19 protein-coding genes and 1 pseudogene are annotated in these 26440 nt (G+C 41.1%); 17 read left to right on the forward strand and 3 right to left on the reverse strand.

The window, feature by feature from the left end; translation table 11 throughout:
• Positions 1 to 105 precede the first annotated feature (105 nt).
• The 5 genes and pseudogenes from ACSR9A_RS15770 to ACSR9A_RS15790 form a co-directional block, all read left to right on the forward strand.
• The gene (locus ACSR9A_RS15770; RefSeq protein WP_473758180.1) at positions 106 to 1461 is read left to right on the forward strand and encodes an ABC transporter substrate-binding protein; all 1356 of its coding nucleotides are present in this window, start codon (positions 106 to 108) and stop codon (positions 1459 to 1461) included.
• 149 nt (positions 1462 to 1610) lie between these two features.
• A complete protein-coding gene (locus ACSR9A_RS15775) occupies positions 1611 to 3320 on the forward strand; it encodes a sensor histidine kinase (RefSeq protein ID WP_473758181.1) in 1710 nt (569 codons plus the stop codon).
• On the forward strand, positions 3308 to 4888 hold the full coding sequence (locus tag ACSR9A_RS15780; protein ID WP_473758182.1) for a response regulator transcription factor: 1581 nt from the start codon (positions 3308 to 3310) through the stop codon (positions 4886 to 4888). Before ACSR9A_RS15775 ends, ACSR9A_RS15780 begins: the two co-directional genes overlap by 13 nt.
• Positions 4889 to 4911: 23 nt before the next feature.
• The gene (locus tag ACSR9A_RS15785) at positions 4912 to 6525 is read left to right on the forward strand and encodes a glycoside hydrolase family 43 protein (RefSeq protein ID WP_473758184.1); all 1614 of its coding nucleotides are present in this window, start codon (positions 4912 to 4914) and stop codon (positions 6523 to 6525) included.
• Positions 6526 to 6784: 259 nt separating this feature from the next.
• A pseudogene (locus ACSR9A_RS15790) lies at positions 6785 to 7855 on the forward strand (hemolysin family protein); the annotation flags it as partial.
• A 134-nt stretch (positions 7856 to 7989) separates the two neighbouring features.
• On the opposite strand, the gene ACSR9A_RS15795 reads toward ACSR9A_RS15790, so the two are convergent.
• A complete protein-coding gene (locus tag ACSR9A_RS15795) occupies positions 7990 to 9192 on the reverse strand; it encodes an MFS transporter (protein WP_473758185.1) in 1203 nt (400 codons plus the stop codon).
• Between the two features lie 190 nt (positions 9193 to 9382).
• Between ACSR9A_RS15795 and ACSR9A_RS15800 the strand changes: the two genes are divergently transcribed.
• Together ACSR9A_RS15800 and ACSR9A_RS15805 are read left to right on the forward strand one after the other, a co-directional pair.
• Positions 9383 to 10183 (forward strand): AraC family transcriptional regulator, encoded by an 801-nt coding sequence (locus ACSR9A_RS15800; RefSeq protein ID WP_473758187.1) that lies wholly within the window; start codon positions 9383 to 9385, stop codon positions 10181 to 10183.
• 155 nt (positions 10184 to 10338) lie between these two features.
• Positions 10339 to 10683: a rhodanese-like domain-containing protein gene (locus ACSR9A_RS15805; protein ID WP_473758189.1), complete on the forward strand. Its 345-nt coding sequence runs from the start codon at positions 10339 to 10341 to the stop codon at positions 10681 to 10683.
• A gap of 222 nt (positions 10684 to 10905) precedes the next feature.
• Here ACSR9A_RS15805 and ACSR9A_RS15810 read toward each other — a convergent pair whose 3' ends face one another.
• Both ACSR9A_RS15810 and ACSR9A_RS15815 read right to left on the reverse strand, forming a co-directional pair.
• Positions 10906 to 12243 (reverse strand): ATP-binding protein, encoded by a 1338-nt coding sequence (locus tag ACSR9A_RS15810; protein ID WP_473758191.1) that lies wholly within the window; start codon positions 12241 to 12243, stop codon positions 10906 to 10908.
• Entirely contained in the window at positions 12240 to 12953 is a 714-nt protein-coding gene (locus tag ACSR9A_RS15815) for a LytR/AlgR family response regulator transcription factor (protein ID WP_473758193.1), read from the reverse strand. The genes ACSR9A_RS15810 and ACSR9A_RS15815 overlap by 4 nt, the downstream gene beginning before the upstream one ends.
• Before the next feature lie 242 nt (positions 12954 to 13195).
• On the opposite strand from ACSR9A_RS15815, the gene ACSR9A_RS15820 reads away from it, so the two are divergent.
• The 10 genes from ACSR9A_RS15820 (at position 13196) to ACSR9A_RS15865 (ending at position 26358) form a co-directional block, all read left to right on the forward strand.
• Positions 13196 to 13825, forward strand: a complete 630-nt coding sequence (locus ACSR9A_RS15820) for a hypothetical protein (protein ID WP_473758194.1) — start codon at positions 13196 to 13198, stop codon at positions 13823 to 13825.
• Between the two features lie 32 nt (positions 13826 to 13857).
• The gene (locus ACSR9A_RS15825) at positions 13858 to 16800 is read left to right on the forward strand and encodes a glycoside hydrolase family 3 protein (RefSeq protein WP_473758196.1); all 2943 of its coding nucleotides are present in this window, start codon (positions 13858 to 13860) and stop codon (positions 16798 to 16800) included.
• Between the two features lies 1 nt (position 16801).
• Positions 16802 to 17224 (forward strand): hypothetical protein, encoded by a 423-nt coding sequence (locus tag ACSR9A_RS15830; protein ID WP_473758197.1) that lies wholly within the window; start codon positions 16802 to 16804, stop codon positions 17222 to 17224.
• A gap of 18 nt (positions 17225 to 17242) precedes the next feature.
• Entirely contained in the window at positions 17243 to 19642 is a 2400-nt protein-coding gene (locus tag ACSR9A_RS15835; protein WP_473758198.1) for a glycoside hydrolase family 2 protein, read from the forward strand.
• Positions 19629 to 20213: a hypothetical protein gene (locus tag ACSR9A_RS15840; RefSeq protein ID WP_473758199.1), complete on the forward strand. Its 585-nt coding sequence runs from the start codon at positions 19629 to 19631 to the stop codon at positions 20211 to 20213. The genes ACSR9A_RS15835 and ACSR9A_RS15840 overlap by 14 nt, the downstream gene beginning before the upstream one ends.
• Before the next feature lie 34 nt (positions 20214 to 20247).
• The gene (locus ACSR9A_RS15845; protein ID WP_473758200.1) at positions 20248 to 21264 is read left to right on the forward strand and encodes a glycosyltransferase family 2 protein; all 1017 of its coding nucleotides are present in this window, start codon (positions 20248 to 20250) and stop codon (positions 21262 to 21264) included.
• Positions 21265 to 21347: 83 nt separating this feature from the next.
• Positions 21348 to 22475 carry a UDP-galactopyranose mutase gene (gene glf / locus ACSR9A_RS15850; RefSeq protein ID WP_473758201.1) on the forward strand — a complete coding sequence of 376 codons (1128 nt, stop codon included), beginning with the start codon at positions 21348 to 21350 and terminating at the stop codon, positions 22473 to 22475.
• Between the two features lie 133 nt (positions 22476 to 22608).
• Positions 22609 to 24378 carry an extracellular solute-binding protein gene (locus ACSR9A_RS15855; RefSeq protein ID WP_473758202.1) on the forward strand — a complete coding sequence of 590 codons (1770 nt, stop codon included), beginning with the start codon at positions 22609 to 22611 and terminating at the stop codon, positions 24376 to 24378.
• A 98-nt stretch (positions 24379 to 24476) separates the two neighbouring features.
• Positions 24477 to 25367 (forward strand): ABC transporter permease, encoded by an 891-nt coding sequence (locus ACSR9A_RS15860; RefSeq protein ID WP_473758424.1) that lies wholly within the window; start codon positions 24477 to 24479, stop codon positions 25365 to 25367.
• Positions 25368 to 25479: 112 nt separating this feature from the next.
• The gene (locus ACSR9A_RS15865; protein ID WP_473758203.1) at positions 25480 to 26358 is read left to right on the forward strand and encodes a carbohydrate ABC transporter permease; all 879 of its coding nucleotides are present in this window, start codon (positions 25480 to 25482) and stop codon (positions 26356 to 26358) included.
• Positions 26359 to 26440 lie beyond the last annotated feature (82 nt).

The following is a 26440-nucleotide window of genomic DNA, read 5'->3' on the forward strand; positions in this document are numbered from 1 at the left end:
GAATTATACACGAAAAAGAGCGCATCAGGTTACACGGTAAAACGCTTACAAATGAGTATGATAAAGATGCAGCACATTCTATATAACAAAAAGGGGATACAGCGCATGAAGAAGGCATCTATCTTTCTATTCCTGAGTTTAATGTTGATTTTGGCCGCTTGCGGCAATAATGCCGGGAAGAACGAAAGCGATACTAGTAAGCCGGAAAATCAAGCTGGAGAAAATTCGTCAGCTGAAAAGGTTACGGTTAAATTGTATACCAATGCTAAAGGCGACTCGGGAGAACCGATGATGAAGCTGGTGGCCGCTTTTAATGAACAGAATGATCATATTAATGTAGAGCATGTGGCACTTGTACAAAATAATGACTCCAGAGAAATGCTGCAAAAGCTTGATGTTCTCTCAGCATCAGGTGAAGAGGTGGATGTCGTTCTGCTCAACAACGAAGGTTTTGTGCTAGAGCGTGCGGGTAATGGGATGTTATATCCTTTAGATGAATTCTTTACAGCAAGCAATATTAATCCGGACAATGAATATTACCGCAACCCGATTTTTGAAGGCAAGCACTATGCTGCAATGACAGATGCCAGCTTCTGGTTTGTTGCCTTGAATGAAACACATCTGAAGGAAGCGGGCCTTGAGGTTCCCGGTTTTGACTGGACGTGGGATGACTTCAGGGAATATTCCAAAAAGCTTACAGCGAGCGGCGAAAACCGCTACGGTACTTACTTTCATACCTTTGGAGAATACGCAAATCTGATTGCTTACACGGATTTCAAAAATCCTCAGTTGAAAGAAGACGGAACCCTGCTCTTCGATGATCCTTCCTTTGAATATTGGTTTAATTTACGCCGGGCGATGGAGCTAGAAGACAAGTCGGTAAAACCTCTTGCTGATGTACTTGCTGCAAAGCAGCACTGGGCTACTGATTTTATGAACGGTACGACCAGCATGCTTCCAATTGCAGGCTACGCATTGGATGAGGCTTTTTTAAACACAGAAAGCTATCCTAGAGATTTTAAGATCACCTTTGCACCATTGCCGCGATCCTCGGCGTCTGCAGAACCTGGGTTGACAAGCATAAGCGGAAGCTTTCTGACTATGCATAAAAACTCCGAGCACAAAGAAGCCGCATTTGAGTTTATAAAATTTGCAACGATGGATGGGGCTGAATTGTCGGGAAGAATTCCAGGCTGGAAGAAGGCAGATGGAAAAGCAGTGCTGGAGAAGATTATTGGTGAAAAATCGGATTTGGTGGATAAGCAGGTGCTCTCAAATATACTGTTCGATGAACGTGTGCATACGGCAGGCTCTTCATCTGTGAGTGTATCTTACCAGCAGCAATTAAAGAAAGTGGCGGAAGCAGGAATCAATAAATTTTTGCTAGATAACACCACTTATGAGCAAGCTAAGAAATACATGATGGATGAGGGCCAAAAAATAATTGCCGCTAATCCATAACCATAACGAAAGGGGAGATCGAATTTATTTCGATTCCCCTATTTTTCTTTAGATAGTCCTCGTGTAGTATCAGAAGAAAGCAGACTTTGGGGGAATACAGCATGAGGTGGTTGTATCGAATATCGTTTTACCAGAGGATTCAGGCAGCATTGCTGCTGTTTTTGATTATCCCGTTGCTATTCATTTCAGGGTTCTCCTATTTTGCTAACAAACAGTCCAGCGAAGTTAATGCACATGCAAATATGAAGGGGATCACGGGCATAATGGCAAATGATCTATCGAAAACCGCAAATGATATTTTGTATACGGTAAATCAATTTACGACACCTCAGGCTAACGGTATATTTTACGATTTAAGAAAGCTTCATCAGCTGCGGCACTTTGATCATTTTGAGGATTATCAAAATTATACGGATTTAAATGAGAGCATGACCATTCTGGTGGGTAAACTCTCGCTATTGCATGTTGATACTTTTTTTATTAATGAAGCGGACTATCCACTTGTCGGTTCTTTAACAACTGAAGATATTAAGCTGCTAAGAATGGACAGGCAGTTCGAGCACATGACCACATCCGAGGCAGCTTCCGGAGTCGTACAATGGTTCCGGTCAGAGTTGCCTGAGATAATGCAGAAAAGGGCATCTGAACAATACTATTATTATTGCAAAAAGTCCGTTTACGATCCTGTACAAAACCGAATATTGGGCACCTTATTTATCGGGATTCCCGAGTCTTATTTCATCCAATTATTTGAAAATACAACAAATGGGAAATTCTCGTTGTATAGCGGGGAGAATCTGCTCATAGCTGGGATGGATGGGAGTGCCCCGCATTTGCCTGCTGCTGCGCAAAAAGGCTGGATGCTGGAGCAGACAGAGGTAGCAGGAACGCCATGGAAGCTGACCTTTGAAGTGGATATAAAAGAGGTTACAGGCGAGATTACACAGCGCTTCTCCTTCTTACTGATGGGAATACTGATTGTTTTATTTATATTTCTCTTTATATCTTTTGTGATTGCCAGGGGGCTTAATCGTCCAATAGGAAAGCTGATGCGCGTGGTTAAGCAATATGGAGAAGGGAATACTTCGGTTCGCTACAGTGTGAAGGGGCAAGATGAAATCGCTCAGCTCGGCAGCGCGGTTAATCATATGCTGAATAATATTCATTCCTTAATGAGGAAAATTGAGGAGGAACAAGAAGAGAAGCGAACGATCGAATTGTATGCTCTTTTTTCTCAAATTCAGCCGCATTTTTTGCTTAACACCTTAAATTCCATAAAGTGCAATTTGGCCTTGGAGGGAGATTTCTCAAATAGTGAGAATATTGATTCCTTAATGATTTTATTGCGGGCACATTTGCGGGTAAATGAGCCTTTGTTTTTATATGAGGAATGTAATCTGTTAACAGAATATATGTCCATTATGCGGCTGCGAAACCGGATAAACATTAAGCTCGATATCGTGTTGCCTGAACAATACCGTCAATTAGTTGTACCAAGACTGCTGCTTCAGCCTCTGGTAGAAAACAGTATCGTTCATGGAATAAAACGAAATCATTCAAATCCCTGCATTCGTGTTATTGTCGAGGCGGTTAATCACATGATAGAAATCCGGGTGGAGGACAACGGCAGCGGGATCAGTGAAGAGGAACTACAGGAGCTGAGTGGAAAGCTGATTTCAGGAGAACAGTCGACAGATGAAAAAGGCGTAGGTCTTCACAATGTGAAAAGGCGTTTAATTCTCAGTTATGGTGAGGGAACATCTTTTACGGTTACGCCAAATTACCCCAAGGGTTTTGCATGTATTTTACGGATACCCGGAATGAATAGTTGGAAAGGAAATGTAACATGGCCAAAGTGATGCTAATTGACGATGATGTGCCGGTTGTTGAATATTTGCAAAGGCTTGTTCCTTGGGAAAGTCATGATCTGTCGGTCTGTGCTGCAGCTTTTTCAGTTAGTGAAGCCAAAGAATTATTTATGAAAGAGTATCCGGACATCCTGCTTACGGATATTGGATTACCTGATGGAAACGGTATAGAGCTCGCTCAATATTTCCGGTCTGTATATCCCGAGCTGCGGATTATTTTTTTAACTTGTCATGAGGATTTTCATTATCTTAAAGAGGCTATGAGTATAGAAGCGGATGATTATATCGTCAAGGACGAATTAAGCCCTGATAAAATTATTCAAAGTGTCGAAAAAGCGGTTGCAAAAATGAAATCTGCCCAAACCGAACTGGAGAAGATAGCCTATAAAAGCGATGTTGAGCGGAACAAGGATCTATTAATCCAGCGGTTCTTTCTTGAAATACTTAAAGCCTCTGAGCCGGAGTCATTATTAAAGCAAGGAGAAAGACTGGGGATCGAGTGGGTATTTCCTAATTATATGGTTATTTTATGCCATCTGGATATAGGCTCCATGCTGAACGTTTATAATCGGAACAACCTGGAGCTAGTCAAATATGCAGCGTACAACATAGCCAAAGAACTGACGGAAGGAACAGGGATTACCCCCATTCAAGCCGAAGGGCTTCAGTTATGGTTCATTGCTAACTTCTCCGTCAACTTAGATGAACCATTAGCTGTCCGTGGGCATCTCAACCACATTCATGAGAAGATTTCGGAATTCCTAAAAATCAATTGTTGTTTCTTAATATCCTTTCAGCCTGTTTCACTGGTTCAGTTGAAATTGAAGGTTGATGAGATGATCAGGAAACAGCAAAGCTCGTATTACGAATCTGCGTGGTTGATTACAATTGACGGGCTTGAAAGCCAAGCTGAAACAAGAGACGATATAGATTTAACTGCTATTGAGCCCTATTGTCAAAAATGGGCAGCCGCATTAAGCGAGTTTAACAGATCCCTTGTCCTCATTTATGCAAGCACCATTGAAAAGCTTATTCGTGAAAAAAAACCGCAAGCTAAACAAGTTCAGGATCTGCTGATCCGCATGCTGCAGCAGGCGGTCTATCAGTTGAAGGGGACAATGGATGAGCGGCTTCAACAGGAAATAAAGCAAGCGTTGAATTTAGGAGAGGCCCTTGTGATCATGAGTGTTTTTTCAGACGATTTTATGGAGCAGAAGCGCTCGGCTTATACAGACAATCAGAATACAAATCCTGATCTTAAGGTTATAAACGCTTTTATTTATCAGTATATCTACAAAAATGTGACTTCTATTGATATTGCGCAATATCTGCATCTGAACCCAAACTATTTCTCACGGTATTTCAAGAAACTGGCCGGTTTGAATTTTACAGATCATGTGCATCTTCTGAAAATGGAGGAAGCCAAACGTTTGCTCAGCGGACAAAATGAAACGGCAGAGAATGTAGCTTATATGCTGGGATACTCAGACCGTGCGTATTTCTCTAAAGTATTTAAAAAGTACACGGGCATGAGCCCAAGCGAGTTCAAACAAAAATAGCTGAACAATAGGAGGAAACTAGAATGATGAAGGAACCTATCAAACCGAAATATGGCTTAGAACCATGGACTGCTGACCTGGGGGACGGGACTTACAGAAATCCTATACTGCACGCCGACTATTCAGATCCTGATGTCATTCGGGTAGGTGAAGATTTCTACATGACAGCCTCCAGCTTTGGACATATTCCAGGACTTCCGATTCTGCATTCAAAGGATTTGGTAAATTGGCGTCTTATCAATCATGCCCTGAAGCGTATGCCACTGGAAGGTTACGACAGACCTCAGCATGGGAATGGTGTATGGGCACCGAGCCTCCGCTATCATGACAACCGGTATTGGATTTTTTATGGTGATCCTGATGTAGGTATTTTTATGACGACCGCCGAGGACCCAGCAGGAGAATGGTCGGAGCTGCATCTTGTACACGCGGGCAAAGGCCTCATTGATACTTGTCCTTTCTGGGATGAGGATGGACAAGCCTATTTGATTCACGCATTTGCTAAAAGCCGCAGCGGCCTTAAGCATCGGTTGTGTCTGCGCCCAATGTCGCCTGATGGAAAAAGACTGTTGGGTGAGGGCCAGATTATTTTCCACGATTCCGAGCGACATCCCACACTGGAAGGTCCCAAAATGTACAAGCGACAAGGGTTCTATTACGTGTTTGCTCCTGCAGGTGGTGTGGAGAACGGCTGGCAAGCGGTATTTCGGGCTACCAGTCCTTACGGTCCGTATGAAGAGCGTGTTGTGCTTATTCAGGGAGCTTCAAAGGTAAATGGCCCACATCAGGGTGGATGGGTAGAACTAGAATCTGGGGAATCATGGTTTCTGCATTTTCAGGATAAAGGTGCATACGGGAGAATTGTGCATATGCAGCCCGTTGCGTGGGTCAATGGCTGGCCGGTAATGGGGAATGCTGTGGATGGGAATGGCGTGGGAGAACCGCTCGAACGGTACCGCAAACCTGATGTAGGAAGGGAGTATCCTTGCGAAGTGCCGACTTCATCTGATGATTTTGCAGCATCCGCTCTTGGCGTGCAATGGCAGTGGCAGGCCAATCCGTCTGACACCTGGTACTCTCTGTCGCAGCGGCCGGGTTGGCTAAGATTGTTTGCCCAGCCGCGCCTGAATAGGGAAGATACTTTGTTTCATGCCCCGCATTTGTTGTTGCAGAAGTTTCCAGCGCCTTCGTTTAGAGCCGCTACCTTACTGGACATTTCGGCTGCCCCAGCAGGAATGGAGGCCGGATTAATTGTGTTTGGATACCAGTATGCTGCCTTGCGTATTTGCAGCAGCAAATCAAGGAATGCAAGAAAATTGCAGCTGGTACACGGAAACGAGGATCAGGAAACGGTGATTTGGGAAGCCCCCATTGAAGCAGATCATGTTGTGTTACGAGTAGATGTACACCCAGGAGCCCGATGCTCCTTTGCATATAGTTTGGATGGAGAGCACTTCGTTGCTCTGAACATCCCGTTATTTCAAGCAACGGTCAGCAAATGGGTAGGAGCAAAAATAGGCGTATATGCTAAATCGGATGCTGTAAAAGATCAGACGACAAGTGCCATAAAGGAACAGGCAGCACCTGGGTGGGCTGAATTTGGCTGGTTTACCGTTAGCGCACTGGACAATCGCTGATAGGCCTATTATGTTCCAGCTGGATCATGTTACTTGCCTTAACAAACGTTTCTCAGATAGACACATTTTCTGTAAGGACCAGCAAAACGACATGAGATATAGAGAAACATGAAGAAGTGATTATTTTATTGCAAAAATGACCTTATTTAATCAAAAGCAGCCATTCATGATCTTTATTGCATTTTGAGGTTTATTGAAGAGTTCAATATAATAGTTCATATGAACTCAAAATAAAAAGAAGGATTGTGATGAGACTCAAATGAGTACGGGTTTAAGTTTGTTCTTGATTGCTTTGCTAATTTTACTGACCGCATTTTTTGTAGCTACTGAATTCGCCATCATTAAACTTCGCTCCAGTCGTGTAGACCAATTGGTCTTAGAGGGGCGGAAAAATGCTAGTGCTGTGCTACACGTAACTCGAAATTTGGATGGGTATTTGTCTGCATGTCAATTGGGTATAACCATTACTGCATTAGGTCTAGGATGGTTGGGCAAACCAGCCGTGGAGAAGCTTCTTCTCCCTGTATTTGAAAGCATGAACTTGAACACCGATATTAGTCTCATCTTATCTTTTATATTGGCTTTCTCGCTCGTAACCTTTCTTCACGTCGTTGTGGGTGAGCTTGCTCCGAAAACGTGGGCTATTCAAAAGCCGGAATTCGTTAGTTTTGCTGTAGCCAAACCGATTATCTTTTTCTATAAGGTTATGTATCCCTTCATCTGGCTTTTAAATGGTTCAGCAAATGCTTTGGTTCGTTTTTTCGGCTTAAAGGCCGCTAAAGAGCATGAAGAAGCGCATTCTGAAGAAGAGATTCAAATCATATTAAACGATAGCCTTCAAAGTGGTAAAATTAACAATACAGAATATGGTTATATGAATCGCATTTTTGCTTTCGATGATATGGTTGCGAAGGATGTCATGGTTCCAAGAACCGATATGGTTTGTTTATTTACGAACTTATCTATATCCGAGAACATGGAGATTATTCAGAAGGAGCAATATACACGATTTCCAGTAGCGACAGATCATAAAGATCATATAGTAGGGATGATTAATACGAAGCAATTATTTTTACAACATGATAAGATTGACAGCGAATTGGATGTGAAAAAGCTCCTTCATCCTGTTGTGACTGTTTCCGAAGCGACACCTTTGAAAGTATTGCTTAAACGTATGCAGCAGGAGCGAGTTCATCTTGCTGTTCTCATAGACGAATATGGCGGAACGTCTGGACTTGTAACCATAGAGGACATTCTCGAAGTAATTGTAGGGGAAATTCACGATGAATTTGATGCAGATGAACGTAAAGGAATAGAAAAAATGATTGAAGTGAAGCCTATCAAGTAAACAAGTCTTTAAAACAGAAGAAGACCGTGAAAAACGGTCTTCTTCTGTTTGCGTTTCGCCCAGTATTCACTGCTAGGAATGAAGGGCTGCAAAGTTATTTCTATTTATTTAGCTGCTTAGATACGAACGGTCTTTCTATCAGTTAATAGGATGACGATGACCAGTAAGAAACCGATCAAGGCCAGGCCCGCTGCCAGCCATGGCAAGCCGCCTAGACCAGAATGCGTTATGACGACGCCGCCAATGTAGGCACCTAAGGCATTTCCCATATTGAGGAAAGAGTGATTGGACGTCGCGACAAGCATGGGAGCCTCACTCGCTAAAGTCATGGTGCGGAGCTGAATGCCCGGCATAATGCTGAAGGCGGCAATTCCCCAAATAAATAAAGTGGCTATGGCCAAAATAGGATTGTACAAGGTAACCGACAAAGCGGCTAACACGATGCTTAAAAATGCAAAATTAACCATAAGAGCAGGGAGCAGCTTCCAATCCGCCAGCTTGCCTCCAATTAAATTGCCGATGGTAACGGATATGCCGAAAATGACAAGAATCCAGGTGACGTTGTGCTCCTTAAATCCACTCATCTCCTGAAGCACCGGCGAGATGTAGGTGAATAAGGCGAACAGGCTTGCGCAGCCAAATAAGCCAGCTATAAGCATTAGCAAAACCTGAGGTTTAACAACAGCCTTAATTTCCTGCCAAACGCTCGCATTGTGGCTTTCGGAAATAATAGGGATGTATTTCCATATTCCTGCAAGTGAAACAATGCCCAAAACAGTGATGACGCCAAAAGAAGCTCTCCATCCGAATTCCTGACCGATAAAGGTGCCAAAGGGTACGCCAACAATGTTGGCAATCGTAAGTCCAGCTAATACAAGTGCTACGGCACTTCCCTTTCTGTGGGGAGGAACGAGATGTGTCGCGATTAAAGTGCCGGCTCCAAGAAAAGTGCCATGCGCCAGCGCCGTCACGATTCTTGCAAAGATGAGCAAGGGATACGTGGGAGCAAGCATGGAAAAGGCATTACCCAGAATAAAAATGAGTATAAGCAGCAGCAGCAATCTTTTCTTAGCAACGGAATGCGTCAAAATGGTCAATAGGGGTGCACCGATTGCAACACCTAGGGCATAGCTCGTAATGATTTGACCCGCTTGGGGAATGGTCACGTTAAGATCGGACGCCACGTTAGGCAGCAGTCCCATGACTAAAAATTCGGTCATGCCAATGGCGAAGGCTCCCATCGTTAACCACATAAGCGAGGCTGGCATTTTCTCCTTGCGCTGCGACTGAACACCCGCAAGCGATTGTGAATTTAACATTGAAAATTCTCCTATCCTGTCTGTTTCTCTATCTAATATACAAGTTATAATCATAGTTTCTGATCAATGGATTTACAATGCAACATCTTGGCTTCCTTCATCAAAATGTGATAGATCTTGCTATTTGCAGCCTGTATAAATGATAATGATGTTAGAGCAGCCAACTTGGGATATGAGGACGAGGACATCTATGAATCTAACCTTACAATATATTGGAAAAGTGTTGGAGCAGCCGGATTGGAGCTTCCCGACGCATCGGCATCAGCATTTCAGCGAGCTGATTTTTGTAACGAAGGGCGAAGGCGTTGTGACGATTGTGGGGGAGCGTTACGCGGTGCAGGCGGGAGACCTGTTAGTATACAATAAAGGCGTAATTCATGAAGAGTATTCCAGCGAGAATAATCCGCTAGCGCTTTACTATAGCGGCATTTTACATCCGGATATGGAGATGTTAATACCGCTCGAATGCTGTCCTGTCATGAAAACAAAAGAACATAAAAATACGATTCAATCGTTATTTGATTTGTTATTTGAAGAGGCGCAGCATAAACGGGATCAGTACCAGCAGGCCACCCAGCAATTATTGACGGTATTGGTCGTTTGGGTACATCGGTTGAATAAAGAAAATACGACCTTGAATAAGGTTCGGGATGCAGAATCCTTGGCGATTGGAATTAAAGAATATTTGGATATTCACTATTTGCGCCATCTTACGCTGCAGGAGATTGCTACCGAGTTTCATTTGAGTCCCTATTATATTTCTCATGTGTTTCATCGAAAGTATAACGACTCGCCGATCAATTATATTTTGAATCGTCGAATGGCTGAAGCTAGACAAATGCTTGTTTCAACCAAGCTGAAAATTTCGGTAATCGCCCATTTGCTTGGTTATGAAAATGCAAATTATTTTACTATTTTATTTACACGACTAATGACTGAATCACCTAGTCAATATCGTAATCGGGAGCTTCGCGAACGGATAAATTTATAAAGAGCGGAGGAGTCAAGCATAGTCTGTAGAAAATGTCCATGAAAGGGACACGCTAGGCTTGACACCATTTGCTTTTTGCGTTAAATTAAATGCATGCGCATGCTTTTATTGGTAACTGCAATTAAAATCCGAATGAGATAAGTGAGGGATTCGGGATGTTTTGGTATATTTTTTTATCCATAATGATTGTAATGTTCGTAGCTATACGCTGTTTATGGCCTTTACCGAATCTCATGCTTATCGATTATCAAGACTTTTTGAAACGGAGAGAAGAGTTTCATGAATACAAAGTTATTGATATCCGGGATGCTGTCGAGTATTTGGCTGAGCCTACTGCGGGAACGATTAATATTTCGTTAGGTCGCCTTCCTTATGTATGGAAGAAGCATCTGGTTCGTGAGGATAATGTCATTATATGGTCTGCGAAGGCTTTCAAATCAAGAAAAGCAGCGCGAATTTTGCGAAAGCAAGGATTTGGATCTCTCTATATCATTAAATAATTTACGTTCTTACGAGCAGTCCTTACGTTGCGAAATTGCCGCGTTCAGAGTAAGAGTCAAAACAACAACTTACCCATGTGATTGGTCCTTTACAATGGAATGGACAGGTACTACCTGCCATTCTATTGTAAAGGATCTTTTTTATGTCTAACCCCATAGTTACTCATTACCAAAAGTCCGTACTTAATTAAACATATCAATAGAATTGCAATGATCCGCTTCCTATAAATAAGCATTGGGGAAATAAATATGCAGATAAAACATGTCTTCCTCTGTATGAAAGGATAGTGTTCCATTATATTTTTCAGCAATATGGCGCATGCTTTTTATGCCAAAACCATGACGACTCTTATCACTCTTATTGGTTTGTGGAAAATTATCTCTAATAATAAAGTCGCTATTAAAATAGTTGGTGACATGAATGCCAATAACACCATTTTCTTTACCTATAGAAATAGAAATTATTCGTTTCTTGTCATTCTTGACTGATTGTACGGCTTCCAGAGCATTTTCTATGGCGTTGCTTAAAAGAGAATATAAATGAGTAGGTGAGATAAAAGATAAACAATGGCCATCAGCCATGCAACTCATGCGAATCTGATTTTTTTGACAATAAAGCTGTTTTTTATAGAGAATGACATCCAGGATATCACTCCCCGTTTTGAGAGTTGTATCGTAAACCTCAATGGCAGCCTTCAAAGATTCAACTTCTTGGTTTGTTAGCTTGTAACTAATACTCGACAATTGTTGGCGAAGATCATGAGATTTCATATTAATAATTTCAATTTCACTTCGCATATTATCAAACTGTTTTTTCTCTGAATACAGCAATTCTTCCATAATTAATAAATCTTGTTTAAGTTTGCTTGTTTCTAATATTCTTGTACGCAATAATAAAGTAAGCAAAGCATAAAAAATTGAAAAAAACCGAATGATAAAATCTAAGATATTGTTTTCGCCCTCGAATGAGCGGCTAAAAGCAGTAAGTATCATTGTAACAAGAATAAAGATTAATGAAAACGAAATAATTAATTTCTTACTAGCTTTGTCGTGTTCATAAACGTGGTTTCGGCGAAAAAGAAGGGCAAGCAAAAGACAAAAAACAAAATGGATCAACGAGTATAATGCCCAATCCCGCAATGGAACAATTTCCTTGAAAAGGGAAAGCGTTTCATAAGGATTTTTACCGAAAAATATAATGAATATTTCATATAAACGACCTACAATCACCTGGATGGCTACTCCTCCACAGAGACACAACAATAGTTCTGAAAAGGTTTCCTGGTAAAGCAAGTATAGAGCGAGTAAAACAAATAAATAAATAAAAATATTCAGCATGCCTTTATAAAGAGGGGGATTTAGTGAAATAAATACTGACATTAAAAGAATAAGCGGAAAAGCGAAAGGAGTGATTATAGTTAACTTTATTCCAAAACCTTTCTTTTTTTGAAAGGGTGGTGTCAGTATAAATACACAAAATACAAACTCAATTAGACTGGCCGTGCGAATGATAATCTGCTTTGAGTATGCATCTAACAAACCATAGATGATCTCACTCATACGTTTTTCTCACTTACATACTCCATTAATTTTTTAACAAAAGCTTTTTTCCTAGGCTGACTTATTCGCAAGTCGACGCCATCCAGTGAAACGGTATATCCTTGTATTCTTTGAACGTACGCAAGATTAACAAGATAACAATTGTTGCATCTGAAAAAATCATATTCTTGCAGTTTTTTCTCAATGGATGAAATCGTTGCATACTGTCGAAATACTCCATCCGCCGTGTGATAGATCACATGATGTCCTTCGGTTTCAACATAGCTAATACTTTTAGGAGAAACTTTGAGGATGCCATTATCGGTTGTAATAAGAACGTCATTTTTTGGTGTCTCATTAATTCTACGTATAGCACGAGACATTTTTAGAGCGAAATCATAATATTCAACAGGCTTCATTATATAATCAAGCGCTTCCACTTCATAACCATGAATAGCATATTGGGTGAGATTTGTAATGAAGATTAGAATAACTCCTTTATCGAGTGCCCTAATACTACGGGCAGCATCCATCCCGTTCATATAAGGTAACTGAATGTCCATAAATATGATATCAAAATTTGCAGTGTAATTTTCCAGTAGTAATACCGCTTGGGGGAAATGCGTGATGTTAAATGAAAGTCCTTTTTCAGAGCCATAGTTTTTAAGATGACTTTCTAATAAATGGGCCTGATTAGTATCATCTTCCACAATTGCTATTTTGATTATCATCTGTCACCTCTCCGGCTTATCTAGGTCAATTTTCACTATATGAAGTGAAACTCTCCTTGTCAATAAGATATCCTCCGACATATCGTAAACTAAAAAAAAACATCATAAACTAAAGTGCGATTGTTAAGTTTTCTTTAATACTATGAGAATATGCGAAGAATCACAAAATAAAAGTAATATCTCTTACAATAAGTATGCACTTGGAAAGCGTATACAATACTTAAGTCAAAGGGGAAAAAATCATGAAAAAAAGATCAGTAAAAAATGCATTTACAGTAATTAGTGTGTTGGTGATCGTAATTTGCTTAGCTGCATGTGGAAAGGGAGCGGATGGAGAGAAGTCATCTGGATCAAGTAACCTGACAGGGTATTATACCTCAACAACCAATGTCGGATTTATGAGTGCTTTCCCTGAGCATACCTTTAAGCAAGCAACTTTCGGTGTACAAGGTATTGAGACATTTTCAGACAATACGTATTGCTTAACAATTACTGAAACTTATTTTTCTGGACATTTAGAATTTAATGACAACGGAAAATATGATGTGGTTCCCAGAGGGGCAAACATTACTAAGTACTATGGAAGCTTAACTTCAGTAGATGAAGAGGGACTCATTACACTTGAGTTGTCAAAGCCTACAGCAGTTATTTCTAATAATTCTCACTCAGCAGGCGCCAACCCAATTGGCTATGTTAATACGAAACAATGGACTGATGAGATGGGTCAGGCAGTCGGCGGCGATGGGCCAGCTTTATCTGCAGAAGAGTACTTGGCATCGGTTGCTTTCCCTGATACATCTATTATAGTTGACGGAACACAAGCCAGTTTCGATTATGTTGTTTTGACTGGTGATGAAGCTGCATCAAATTAAATTAACTAGCGATTGTTTGGGGAGGTAACACCTTGAGAAATAAATCGAATTTATGGCGTGGGTTAACATCTGTTTTTGCATTCCTCTTAATATTTAGTATTTTAATGACTCAATTACTGATGAGCTGGAGCGGTCAAGTAAACGTCTTTCTAAATGTTACAGCACCTGTAATCAAAGCAGATGCAAGCACTATGCAATATAAGAGCGATTACGAGTTATCTGATAAAGGTTTGCAAGACATGATTGCAGATTCCGATAAACATGACGTACAAACCATGGAAGAAGGTACGGTTCTTTTAAAGAATGATCAAAATGTTTTGCCACTAACGTCTGAAGAACGCAGTATTACATTATTTGGTCGTTCAACAGCCGATCCTGTGTTCAGTGGAAATTCTGGCGGACCAGGTATGGACGAAAAACGCCAGGTCAGTTTGCGTAGCGCATTGGAAGAAGCGGGTTTCAAACTTAATGACAAGCTATTCGATGCCTATAAAAACAGTGGCGTTGCCAGAGTCAAGGCAGCTCCGGATTGGTTTATTGGAGAGGTTGATAAAAGTTTCTATACCAGCGAGTTACAAGCCACGTATCAGGATAGTTACAATGATGCGGCTATTGTGATGTTATCCCGCGATGGTGGAGAGGGTAAAGATTTAGCGACTTCTGACAGGGACGGGATTTCTCACCTGGCCCTTCATGAAACAGAAAAAGATTTGTTAAAGATGATTAAGGACAGTGGAAAATTCTCTAAGACCATTGTATTAATCAATAGCGCCTACGCCATGGAACTTGGTTGGATTCAAGAAGAAGAATATGGAGTAGATGCCGCGCTCTGGATCGGGAATCCAGGATTAATAGGATTCAGAGGCGTTGCCAATGTTTTAACAGGCAAAGCGGATCCTTCAGGCAGGTTGGCTGATACCTTTGCAGCAAATTCACTATCTGCGCCAGCAGTCAGAAATGCAGGCGATTTTAAATACGCGAATGATGATGGTAACTACATTGTTCAAGCTGAAGGGATCTATCAAGGATATAAATATTATGAAACTAGGTATCATGATGCTGTTCTAGGGCTTCATAATGCTGACAGTAATGCAGGTGCTTTTGTTAATAAAGACCGTTGGAACTATGCAGATGAAATGGTTTACTCCTTTGGCTATGGTAACTCCTATGCTGATTTTTCCCAAGAGTTAACAGCTGTTAATTGGGATAGACAAGCAAAAACGGTAACAGCAACGGTTAAAGTTACCAACCAAGGGTATCCTGAAGCATCAACTTATACTGGAAAGTCGAAGTCAGTAGTTCAAGTATATGCTCAACTTCCATTTGAAGAGGGGCAATCCGAGAAATCGGCAATCCAGCTAATTGGCTTTGGTAAAACTAAGGAATTGGCAGCTGGAGAATCTGAGGAAGTAACAGTCACTATTGATGAGTATCTGTTCGCAACTTATGATGCCAACGCTGAAAATGGTGCTGATCCAAGCAAGAATGGTAGTTATGTCTTTGATCCAGGTGAATATTATTTTGCCATTGGAAGTGACAGCCATGATGCTTTAAATAATATTTTGGCTAATAAAGAAGGCGAAAACGTAAAAGGCAAACTAACATCAGCAGATGGTTCTATTGTAGATGGGGAGCCGGGGAAGGCAATATCTGTTGTATTAGAATCATTGGACAACACAACGTATGCGAAGTCACAACATACGGGCGAAATTGTTTCGAATCAGTTTGATGAAGTTGATCTTAACTCCTTTGCTGAGAATACTGTAACTTATTTAACACGCAATGATTGGAATACTTATCCGAAACCCTATAAAGATATCGTGGCAACCGATGGACTTAAAGAGGTAATGAACAATCAAAAATATCAAAAACCAAAGGACGCACCTGAATATGACAGCTTTACTCAAGGTGCAGATGTTACACTCAAACTCATTGATATGAAAGATGTTCCCTTTGAAGATGATAAGACGTGGAACAAATTTTTGGATCAATTAACGGTTAGTGAATTAAGCGCAACGATTGGTGAGAATTTTGGCCAACCAGCAGTGAAATCAATTAATAAGCCTGCCAACAAAAATACAGATGGTCCTTCAGGATCTCAATCCAGTTATTTGTATGGAGGCAATCAGCCAGCAACTGCGCATGTCAGTCAAGTCGTGGCAGCTGCAACTTGGAATCACGAATTATTAGCAGAACGAGGCGCGTTTATTGCAGAGGATAGCCTGTTTAGCGGCACCACACAGTTGTGGTCTCCAGGAGCGAATTTACACCGGACGCCGTTTAGCGGGCGTAACTTTGAATACTACTCTGAGGATAGCATTCTATCCTATCTGCTAGGAGCTGCTCAGACAGAACAGATGCAAGCCAAGGGATTAACGGCTGCTATTAAACATTTTGTTTCAAATGATCAAGAAACGAATAGACAAGAGCTGTCTACATTTATGACGGAACAGGCTTATCGCCAAGGTCCTTTAAAAGGTTTTGAGGGCGCATTTACAGAGGGTGGTGCCCTTGGCACGATGATGTCTTTCTCCCGAATTGGTGGCAGCTTGGCTTATAGCGATAAAGCGACGATGACGCATGTTCTAAGAAATGAATGGGGCTTCAAAGGCGTAACGATAACGGATTCCGTTAAGGGCAATCCTAATATTCCAACAATTGAATCACTCGTTGCGGGAACAGATACCTTTAATGCTGACACTGGTCGTGCCAGCGAAATTCATAAATACCTCGCAAGTAAGAAGGACGGTTATGTTCTACAAGAATTAAGACGAGCGAATAAACATTTCTATTATTCACTAGCCAAGTCTAATTTGCTCAATGGCTTGACAGAAGAAACCGAAGTTAGTGATTTTACACCGTGGTGGCAAACCTTTCTTAAAGTGACCAATTACACGCTTATTGCATTAACATTATTAAGTTTAATTTTGTTCATCAGAAACGGCTATAGAAGAAATGTAAAGGAGGGGAACTAAGATGGTCTTATTTAAAGATAGAGCGCTTGGTTTTTGGATTGGTTTTATGGCATCCATTGTGATGCTAGTAGCAAACATTGCGTTTATCATTTTTGATTATGGCGATCGTACCTTTTCCTTTGTAACCTTTAGCCTGATTATCATTGGTGTTTTAGGTGAATTGTTGGTTTTGTTTAAAAACTATTCTTTTGCGCCACTTGTACCATCGATTTGTTTTGGCGCAGCGCTGTCGATGCATCTTTATTTAGGCTTTCCAACATTGTCGGATGTTGTGAATGGAGTTAATTTTATTGGTGGTAACCCTCAAGCAGTTATTATTTTCGGTATTGCCTTTGCTGTTGGCACAGTTGCAGCAGTGGTTTCTAGCTTTATGAAGCAATCCAATTCAGAAAAGTTAATTTATACCGTTACAACTTCAAAATGAAAAAATGGAGAAAAGTAAATGAAAAAAATTAGTATCTGTGATGGATGGAGTTTTATAGAGAATATAACGGATGAATTTATTAACTTCACAGGGGAGGGGACAGCCATAAGGCTGCCCCACACATGTAAAGAAGTACCTGTACACTACATGGAGGAAAGCTCTTGTCAGATGATATGTGGTTATAGACGTTATCTGAAAGTTCCACATAAATGGAAAGGCCGGCGCTTGTTTCTTCAGTTTGATGGTGCTGCTCATGTGGCGGATGTTTTTGTCAATGGGGAGAAGTTAATTACTCATAACGGTGGCTATACTGCATTTCGGGTAGAAGTAACGGATAAGTTGGTGTACGGAGAAGAGAACAGAATTGTTGTTCGCCTCAATACACGAGAGGATACAAATGTACCGCCATTTGGACATGTGATTGATTATATGACATATGGTGGACTATATCGCGAGGCATGGTTGTTGCTAGCAGATCAAAGCTATGTGGCAGATGTTTTTGTGCGAACACCAGACATGTTTCAAGCACTAATTGATGTTACAATCAGTCAGCCTGAAACAACCCAAACGCTTGAATTAAGTTTGTTAGATCAGCAACAACAAGTAGTTGGCCAGAAGTGTCTGAATGTATCGGAGGCAGTAATTAAGGAATGCAGCATCGGTGTTTCAGATAGTCAAGCCTGGTCTCCAGAAACTCCTTATCTGTACACATTAATAGCCTCGCTAAAGAATCAGAATGGGGACATCATTGATGAATACAACGTGTCTTTTGGATTTCGTCAAGTAGATTTTCGCAGTGATGGATTTTATTTGAATAGCAAGAAATATAAAATTCGTGGATTAAATCGTCATCAGAGCTATCCTTATGTAGGATATGCTATGCCTGCGTCCATGCAAGTGGAAGATGTTAGAATCTTAAAAGAAGAACTGCATGTCAATGCGGTTCGTACCTCTCATTATCCTCAGTCTAAGCACTTTCTTGATGCTTGTGACCGTTTAGGATTGCTTGTATTTACAGAAACGCCAGGTTGGCAGCATATCAAAAATGATGAAGAGTGGAAACAAATTGTCTGTGACAATGTAGAAGAAATGATCTTGCAGTATCGAAATCATCCTTCGATCATCCTTTGGGGAGTGCGTATTAATGAGTCACAGGATGATGATGCTCTGTACGCAAAGACAAATGAAATTGCTCACCGCTTGGATCATAGCAGACAGACGAGCGGGGTTCGCTTCCTATGGAGGAGTAGTCTATTAGAGGATGTTTATGCATTCAATGATTTTTCTCATACAGGAAAGAATGGTGGGTTACTGCCAAGGTGGTTGATTTCACCAAATAAGAATAAAGCATATTTGATTGCTGAGTTCAATGGTCACATGTTTCCAACAAAAGCAACGGATAGTCCCACCCATAGACTGTCGCACGCTATGCGTCATGCCAATGTTTTAAATGAGGTTTATAAAAAAGAAGATATTGCGGGGGCATTTGGTTGGTGCATGTTTGATTATCAAACCCATGGCGATTTTGGGTCAGGTGACCGTATTTGTTACCATGGCGTCATGGACATGTTCCGTAACCCTAAACTTGCTGCCAAAGTCTATGCCAGCTTCTCCGAAGATGCAGCAGTTCTGGAAGTTGGTTCAGATATGCATATTGGTGATTATCCTGGTGGTGCGGTTGGTGAGAACTATATTTTCACTAATGCCGACCAAGTACGCCTGTATAAGAATGAATTAATGATTCGGGAATTTCAACCCATCAACAAACGGTTCCGTCACTTACCACATCCACCTATTGAATTTTATGACACTGTCGGGAATGTGATTGAAGACGGAGAAAAGTATTCTCATAAGAAAGCTGAAGCCATTAAAGAATGTCTATTAGCTATTCAACGGTTTGGTACTGCACTACCTCCAAAGTATATTTTCAAAGCACTTTGGGTGATGCTTCGTCACCTTGTATCACCAGTTACGTTTTACCGGTTGTTTTTCAAATATATTGAAAATTGGGGAGTGTCAGCGCCAGTCTATCGCTTTGAAGCCATTAAAAATGGTGAAGTTGTCGCTGAGGTAGTTAAGGCCTCTAATGCTAGCATTCATATAGAAACCACAGTAAGTGGAACTGATTTAATGGAAGCAGATACATTTGATGTTGCATCAGTCCGTATTCGAGTAGTAGATGCAAACAACAATAATGCAACGTACTCACATCTACCTGTATTTTTAAAAGCAGAAGGCGCGATAGAAATCGTAGGTCCAAACTGTGTCACAGCAGAAGGGGGCATGTGTGGTACTTATATTAAGACAACGGGTATCGCTGGTGAAGGAACATTGACTATTACATCCAATCAGACAGAAACAGTCGAATTGCGCTTTAGTGTAAAAGTGGAAAGAAGTGATCGTAGTGAGTGGAATTAAGGCACGCTGGAGTAATTATAGAGTTAAACATCCCAAAATAGCTCAATTCATTATGTTTATTATATTAAGTAACGGCATTACAATTTTTCAAATGATTCTTATGCCGGTTTTGAAAGCCATGTTTAATGGAACTAAATTAGTAGAAAATAATTTTCAAATTTTGCCGCTAGGCCATAATTTTGATGGATCCGTTTATTATATTTTCAACTATCCGTTAGGTTCAATCTCCTCAGGTGGAGGCGGTGGACTCGCTTACTTCATTGCCGTTCAATTGACTTTGGCAGTAGCGCAGGTCATTAATTTCTTTGCTCAACGAAATATTACTTTCCGTTCAAAGAGCAATATTTATAAAGCGGCTTTTTGGTATCTGGTAGCCTACATTTTGATTACAATTAGCGCCGGGGCGCTTCAGGGTTGGTATAAAGATCCTATTTATAATTATTTCATTTCTGAATTTGGAAAATCCGGTGAAACGACTGCGGATTTAATTACAATGATTGTTAATGCTTTCATTTCATTTTGGGTATACTTCCCTATACTTAAAATCATTTTTAGAGAAGAGAAAAAATAATGGTTACTATAAGAAAATAAGAAGAGGTTTTGTTATGAAACTATTGTCATTCATAATACCTTGCTACAATTCGCAAGATTATATGGATCGTTGTATTAGCAGCCTCCTTGTTGACGGAGAAGAAATTGAAATAATTATCGTTAACGATGGCTCTAGCGATGGTACTAAAAGGATTGCAGATGACTATCAGGATAAGTATCCATCTATTGTCAAAGTGATACATCAAGAAAACTTGGGCCATGGTGGTGCGGTCAATACGGGTATTAAGTTTGCTGCCGGATTATTTATTAAGGTAGTTGACAGTGACGATTGGGTTGATCGAGAGGCTTATCAAGAAATACTCACAGCACTAAAAAAATTGGTTATGGAAGAAAAGAAAGTAGATATGGTTGTTAGTAATTTTGTCTATGAAAAAAAAGGTAAACGGCATAGGAAAGTAATGAAGTATGAAAAAAACTTTCCTGAAGGACGCATTTTTACTTGGGACGAAATTAAATCATTTCGTAAAGGCCAGTATATTTTGATGCATTCTATCATATATCGTACGGATCTATTGAAGGAATGCCAATTGAAACTTCCAGAGCATACTTTTTATGTGGACAATCTGTTTGTGTTTAAACCGCTGGAAAAAGTCGAGTTCATTTATTATGTGAATGTAGATTTCTACCGGTATTTTATTGGAAGAGAGGATCAATCAGTCAACGAGAAAGTAATGATTGAAAGAATTGACCAACAGCTAAAAGTAAATAAACTCATGATAGACGAAGTAAACATTGAAAATATCACAACCCCAAAACTTCGTCAATATATGTTGAATCACCTTGAAATTATCACCGTTATTTCTACGATATTATTAATCCGTTCGGGAAAAGAAGATAATCTGAGGAAGAAAAAAGACTTATGGAAGTATATTAAAGAAAAAGATATTCAACTATACAACAGTATCAGATATGGGGTAATGGGAAGACTAATGAATATACCGGGTCATTTGGGGCGCAGTATATCCATATCTGCCTATAAAGTGTCACAGAAAATTGTAGGATTTAATTAAAAATTGCAAACCTGTGGATGTTGTTTAAAATCCACAGGTTTATTTTATTTCTCACAATTGAATGAAAGGCAAGGTGAAAATGAATGCAGTACGATTATTTAGTAGTGGGATCTGGACTATTTGGCAGTACATTTGCCTATGAAGCAGCCAAACGAGGGAAACGAGTAAAGGTTATCGATAATAAAGCGCATATAGGTGGTAATATTTACACAGAAAATATAGAAGGTATACATGTGCATAAATATGGCGCCCATATCTTTCATACAAATAGTAAAGAGATATGGGACTATATCAATCAATTTGCCGAATTTAATCGATATACTAATAGCCCCATTGCTAATTATAAAGGCGAAATTTACAATTTACCTTTTAATATGAATACGTTTAACCAGTTATGGGGGACCATTACCCCCGATGAGGCGCTAACAAGGATTGCAGAGCAAAGAGCCGCTGCGAAGATTTCAAATCCAAAAAACCTGGAAGAACAAGCGATTTCCTTAATTGGAACCGATATTTATGAAAAACTGGTAAAGGGTTATACAGAAAAACAATGGGGACGTAAAGCAACTGAATTACCTTCCTTCATTATTAAACGAATTCCTGTCCGTTTTACTTATGATAATAATTATTTTAATGATCGCTATCAGGGGATTCCTGTAGGCGGCTATACACAAATAATTGAAAAGATGCTGTCGAGTAAATTGATTGATGTGGAGCTTAATCAAGACTTTTTTGTGAATAAAGAATCATACTTGGAACAATATCCGAAAATTGTCTATACAGGAATGATCGATCAATTGTTCGATTACAGATTCGGTGAATTAGAATATCGAAGTTTAAGGTTTGAATCATTTACTTTAGACCAACAAAACTATCAAGGAAATGCAGTAGTAAATTATACGGATGCGGAAACTCCGTATACCCGAATTATTGAGCATAAACATTTTGAATTTGGCGCTCAGCCAAAGACGATTATAACTAAAGAGTACCCAAAAACATGGGTGAAAGGTGACGAACCATACTACCCTTTAAATGACGATAGTAATAATGAAAAGTATAGAAATTACCGTAAACTAGCGGAAGAATTACCAAACGTTCTGTTAGGTGGACGTTTAGGGATGTATAAATATTTTGATATGCATCAAGTTATTGCGGCAGCATTAAATGTAGTTAAGATCGAATTTAGAGTAGACAGCGAAAAACACACCTAAGCATCAAGGAAAGCCTGACCGAAAAGAGGAATGTACGATTTTCGATATAAGGTTAAAAACCGAATATATAAACAGCTGCTCTATGACCCTATAATTAGCTTTGTACCATCAAAGTATAGAAATGGGGTAAAACATGGGTCATTATGTTAAGTTCGCAAAGTTGTTAGCGCTTTCTATTGCGATTGGAGTATTGCCGACTTTAGCCGCATGTTCGGGCAATAATAATCAACAGCCATCGGGCAGCCCGGCAAGCACAACTGAAAGCTCTTCGGCTGGGGCGGGTACGTGGGAACAGAAGTTTGACCCTCCGGTTACGATTACGACAGCCATAGTCGATGATGGCGCTTCGAGGGGCAATGCGTTCAAGCCCGGCGAGTCGATGGAAGACAACATGAATATACGCTGGATGAAGGACAATATGGGCATCAACGTGAAATTCGATTTTATTGTAACGAAACCGGAAGATTACGATACGAAGCTTCGCCTCCTGCTCTCCAGCGGCGCCAAGCTTCCTGATGCTTTCAGAGCCCAGGGCGAGCCGCTTCAAAGCTTGCTTGCAGCCAATAAGCTAATGTCTCTAGACGAAGCAATTGAAAAATATGCGCATCCAGGATACAAGGAATTATTAGAAAACTATGGATATACCCTGGGAGAAGTCAAAAAAGACGGCAAAATTTATGGTTTGCCATCCTTTTTCATGGGCGATGAAGGCACCGTTATGTGGGTTCGCAAAGACTGGCTTGATAATCTAGGTCTTCAGCCGCCTAAGACGCTGGCCGAGTTCGAGAACGTACTCCAGCAATTTACGGAGAATGACCCTGATAAAAACGGAAAGAACGATACGATCGGTCTGGCCGTTCCGCTTAAAGAAGGACCATGGACTTGGATGGGTCAGACGGACGCCATTGTTGCAGCCCTCACCACCCAAATGATCAATACCTCCGACATCCGCAGCTTCTGGAACAAGGGAGAAGACGGCAAGCTGAGCTATGGCGCAATTAACCCAGACGCCAAATTGTATCTGCAAACGATGAAAGATTGGATGAGCAAAGGTTATATGGACAAGGAAGCCGGAATCAAGGATCCGTCAAAATCCTCCGAATTGGTTGCCAGCGGCAAAGCCGGCATCATGTTTGGTCCGGCCTGGATGGGTGACTGGCCGCTGAGTGACGCGACCAATAACGATCCCAAAGCCAACTTTGAGCCTTATCCACTTCCAGCCGGTCCGGATGGCCTGGTAGGTCGTGCGGAGAAGATGCTGGTTTCGGGCTTTACCGTGTTTAACAAAGACTTTAAGGATATCGAGGTATGGTTCGCTTATTTCAACAAAATGTTCGCGAAGCAATTGGAGCAAGAAGGCGATCCGTACTTCGATCCGCGTTGGAAAGACGGTTATTACGAAGGATACGATTTTGTGAAATACAACGGCAAGCTCATCAAGGGCGAATACGAAGCTGCGGGTGTTCCAGCAGACCAATGGCCGCTTAAAGATGGAAGAAGCATGGATATGAGATTCATGATGACGAATATTCTCGGCTCCAGCGTTACGATTCCGTACTCCAACGAGGCTCCAGTCAAGAAGTTTTTGGCCGATCCGACCGCTGAGCCTATAACCTCCAAAGAATTTGATGTTAAACAAATGAAGAAGAAACAAATTGATGCTCAGGGCGTCCGGATTAACCAAGGCATTACAGAGGGGAAAAACTATTTTACCGGCCCAATGACACCGACGATGAAATCCAAAGGCGAATTGCTGAAGAAGCTTGCTACTGAAAGCTACCTCAAAATCATTTACGGCGATCAGCCGATCGAGTATTTCGATGAATTCGTCAAAGAATGGTTGGATAACGGCGGCCAGAAAATTACGGATGAAGTCAACGCGTGGTATGCAGAAAACCAGTAACGCGCGCTGACAACAGCAATGAAGGACGGAGGAGAGGGCAGCATTCGCTGCCGGTCTCCTTTCCGTTTTTTCGATGAAAGGAAGGGTACGAATTGGCAATGTACTGGAGAAAAACATGGCCGTTCCACATGCTTTTGTTGCCGGCCTTATTATTATGCATCGTGTTTCAATATATCCCGTTGTTTGGAGTTGTCATTGCCTTTCAAGACTATCAGCCATGGCTTGGCATCAAGGGGTCGACTTGGGTAGGCTTGGATCATTTCCGGTATCTGTTCACGTATCCGGACGGCAAGCAGGTCATCTGGAACACGCTAATTATCGCCGCATTTAAGGTGATCATGAATTTATTTATTCCCATTATTTTCGCTCTCTTGCTCAATGAAGTCAGGAAGATGTTTTTTAAGAGGGTTGTACAGACACTCGTCTATTTGCCGCACTTTTTGTCATGGGTTATCCTAGGCGGCATTATGCTCGATATTCTATCGACGGAGGGCGGGATCGTCAATCGCGTCCTTGAATCATTCGGCATAAACAGCATCTTTTTCTTAGGCAATGGCCCATGGTTCCGATTTACAGTCATCCTTAGCGACGTGTGGAAAGAGTTCGGTTTCTCCGCCATTATTTTCTTGGCTACTCTAATAGGCATCAATCCGGCTTTATACGAGGCGGCCGAAATCGACGGGGCTACCCGCTGGCAGCAAGTCAAATCCATATCCATTCCGCTCATTTTGCCAATCGTGATCGTAGTAGCGACGCTATCGCTCGGTCGGATTTTGGATGCCGGCTTCGATCAAATTCTGAACTTGTACAATCCGCTCGTGTATTCACACGGAGATATCATTGATACCTTCGTTTACCGGGAAGGACTGAACAACGGACAGTTCAGCTTCGGAACCGCGGTTGGGCTATTCAAGTCGTTTATCGGCTTCATCTTAATCGTCATCAGCTACAGATTGGCGTATAAACTAGCTAACTACCGGATTTTTTAAAATATAAGAATTTATAAGCCTCACTCTTATAAATAGACTTATATTTCATCGCGAAACGGTTGCTATGCCGCCAAAGGACGGCTTCAGTCGTTTACGCTTGAGGAGGCCCACCATGTACTACCGCTCTAGAAGCTACACCGTATTTACGATTTTAAATACCGTCTTTCTCTGCCTGCTGGCGCTCATTTGTATTCTTCCACTTATTCATGTGCTTGCGGTTTCCTTCAGCTCACGGGCTGCGGCAACAGCGAATATCGTCAATTTTTGGCCGGTCGGCTTTACGACGGACGCCTATGTCAAGACGCTGGCCAACGGGAAATTTCTGAAAGCCATGTGGATCGGCGTAGAGCGAACCGTGTTAGGCACGATACTTTCAATGGTCGTAGTCACGATGGCTTCCTACAGCTTATCGAAATCCAGCTACAAATTTCCGGGGCGTCAAATTTACATTTGGATATTCGTTTTCACGATGCTGTTCTCTGGTGGTCTAATCCCCTCATATATATTGGTCAGCAAGCTGCATCTGATTGATACAATTTGGGCGTTGATATTGCCTTCGGCCGTCAGCGTATGGAATATGATTTTAATGCTCAATTTCTTTCGAACGATTCCGCAGGAGTTGGAAGAGGCTGCCCATATCGATGGAGCGGGCCATCTGAGAGTGCTTTGGAGCGTTTATTTACCTGTATCGATGCCATCCATTGCGACATTATCTTTATTTTCAATGGTATCTCATTGGAATTCATGGTTTGACGGCGTCATCTATATGACCAATCCGGATGGGTATCCGCTCGCCACTTATTTGCATTCCATGATTGTTAGTGACAATATGTCTCGAATTGGTGTAACATCGGAAAGTGTAGCAAATTTCTCCAACCGCACAATTAAAACAGCGCAAATTTTTATCGGCGCGTTGCCGATTTTACTCGTATATCCATTTTTGCAAAAGTATTTTGTTAAAGGAATTGTGCTGGGCTCGGTGAAGTCCTAGGTTAAATCCTAGGTTAAATCTGCCCAGCAGAGAAGATGGAATTGAAGTGGAGGAGACCTATGTTATACAACAGAAGCGTTAT

The sequence above is a fragment of the Paenibacillus sp. R-74696 genome, from assembly GCF_055814915.1.

Excerpts from the sequence above, each read along its gene's own strand:
- ACSR9A_RS15770 (WP_473758180.1), top strand. The coding sequence starts at position 106 with ATGAAGAAGGCATCTATCTTTCTATTCCTGAGTTTAATGTTGATTTTG.
- ACSR9A_RS15780 (WP_473758182.1), top strand. The coding sequence starts at position 3,308 with ATGGCCAAAGTGATGCTAATTGACGATGATGTGCCGGTTGTTGAATAT.
- ACSR9A_RS15785 (WP_473758184.1), top strand. The coding sequence starts at position 4,912 with ATGATGAAGGAACCTATCAAACCGAAATATGGCTTAGAACCATGGACT.
- ACSR9A_RS15795 (WP_473758185.1), bottom strand. The coding sequence starts at position 9,192 with ATGTTAAATTCACAATCGCTTGCGGGTGTTCAGTCGCAGCGCAAGGAG.
- ACSR9A_RS15800 (WP_473758187.1), top strand. The coding sequence starts at position 9,383 with ATGAATCTAACCTTACAATATATTGGAAAAGTGTTGGAGCAGCCGGAT.
- ACSR9A_RS15805 (WP_473758189.1), top strand. The coding sequence starts at position 10,339 with ATGTTTTGGTATATTTTTTTATCCATAATGATTGTAATGTTCGTAGCT.
- ACSR9A_RS15810 (WP_473758191.1), bottom strand. The coding sequence starts at position 12,243 with ATGAGTGAGATCATCTATGGTTTGTTAGATGCATACTCAAAGCAGATT.
- ACSR9A_RS15815 (WP_473758193.1), bottom strand. The coding sequence starts at position 12,953 with ATGATAATCAAAATAGCAATTGTGGAAGATGATACTAATCAGGCCCAT.
- ACSR9A_RS15820 (WP_473758194.1), top strand. The coding sequence starts at position 13,196 with ATGAAAAAAAGATCAGTAAAAAATGCATTTACAGTAATTAGTGTGTTG.
- ACSR9A_RS15830 (WP_473758197.1), top strand. The coding sequence starts at position 16,802 with ATGGTCTTATTTAAAGATAGAGCGCTTGGTTTTTGGATTGGTTTTATG.
- ACSR9A_RS15835 (WP_473758198.1), top strand. The coding sequence starts at position 17,243 with ATGAAAAAAATTAGTATCTGTGATGGATGGAGTTTTATAGAGAATATA.
- ACSR9A_RS15845 (WP_473758200.1), top strand. The coding sequence starts at position 20,248 with ATGAAACTATTGTCATTCATAATACCTTGCTACAATTCGCAAGATTAT.
- glf (WP_473758201.1), top strand. The coding sequence starts at position 21,348 with ATGCAGTACGATTATTTAGTAGTGGGATCTGGACTATTTGGCAGTACA.
- ACSR9A_RS15855 (WP_473758202.1), top strand. The coding sequence starts at position 22,609 with ATGGGTCATTATGTTAAGTTCGCAAAGTTGTTAGCGCTTTCTATTGCG.
- ACSR9A_RS15860 (WP_473758424.1), top strand. The coding sequence starts at position 24,477 with ATGTACTGGAGAAAAACATGGCCGTTCCACATGCTTTTGTTGCCGGCC.
- ACSR9A_RS15865 (WP_473758203.1), top strand. The coding sequence starts at position 25,480 with ATGTACTACCGCTCTAGAAGCTACACCGTATTTACGATTTTAAATACC.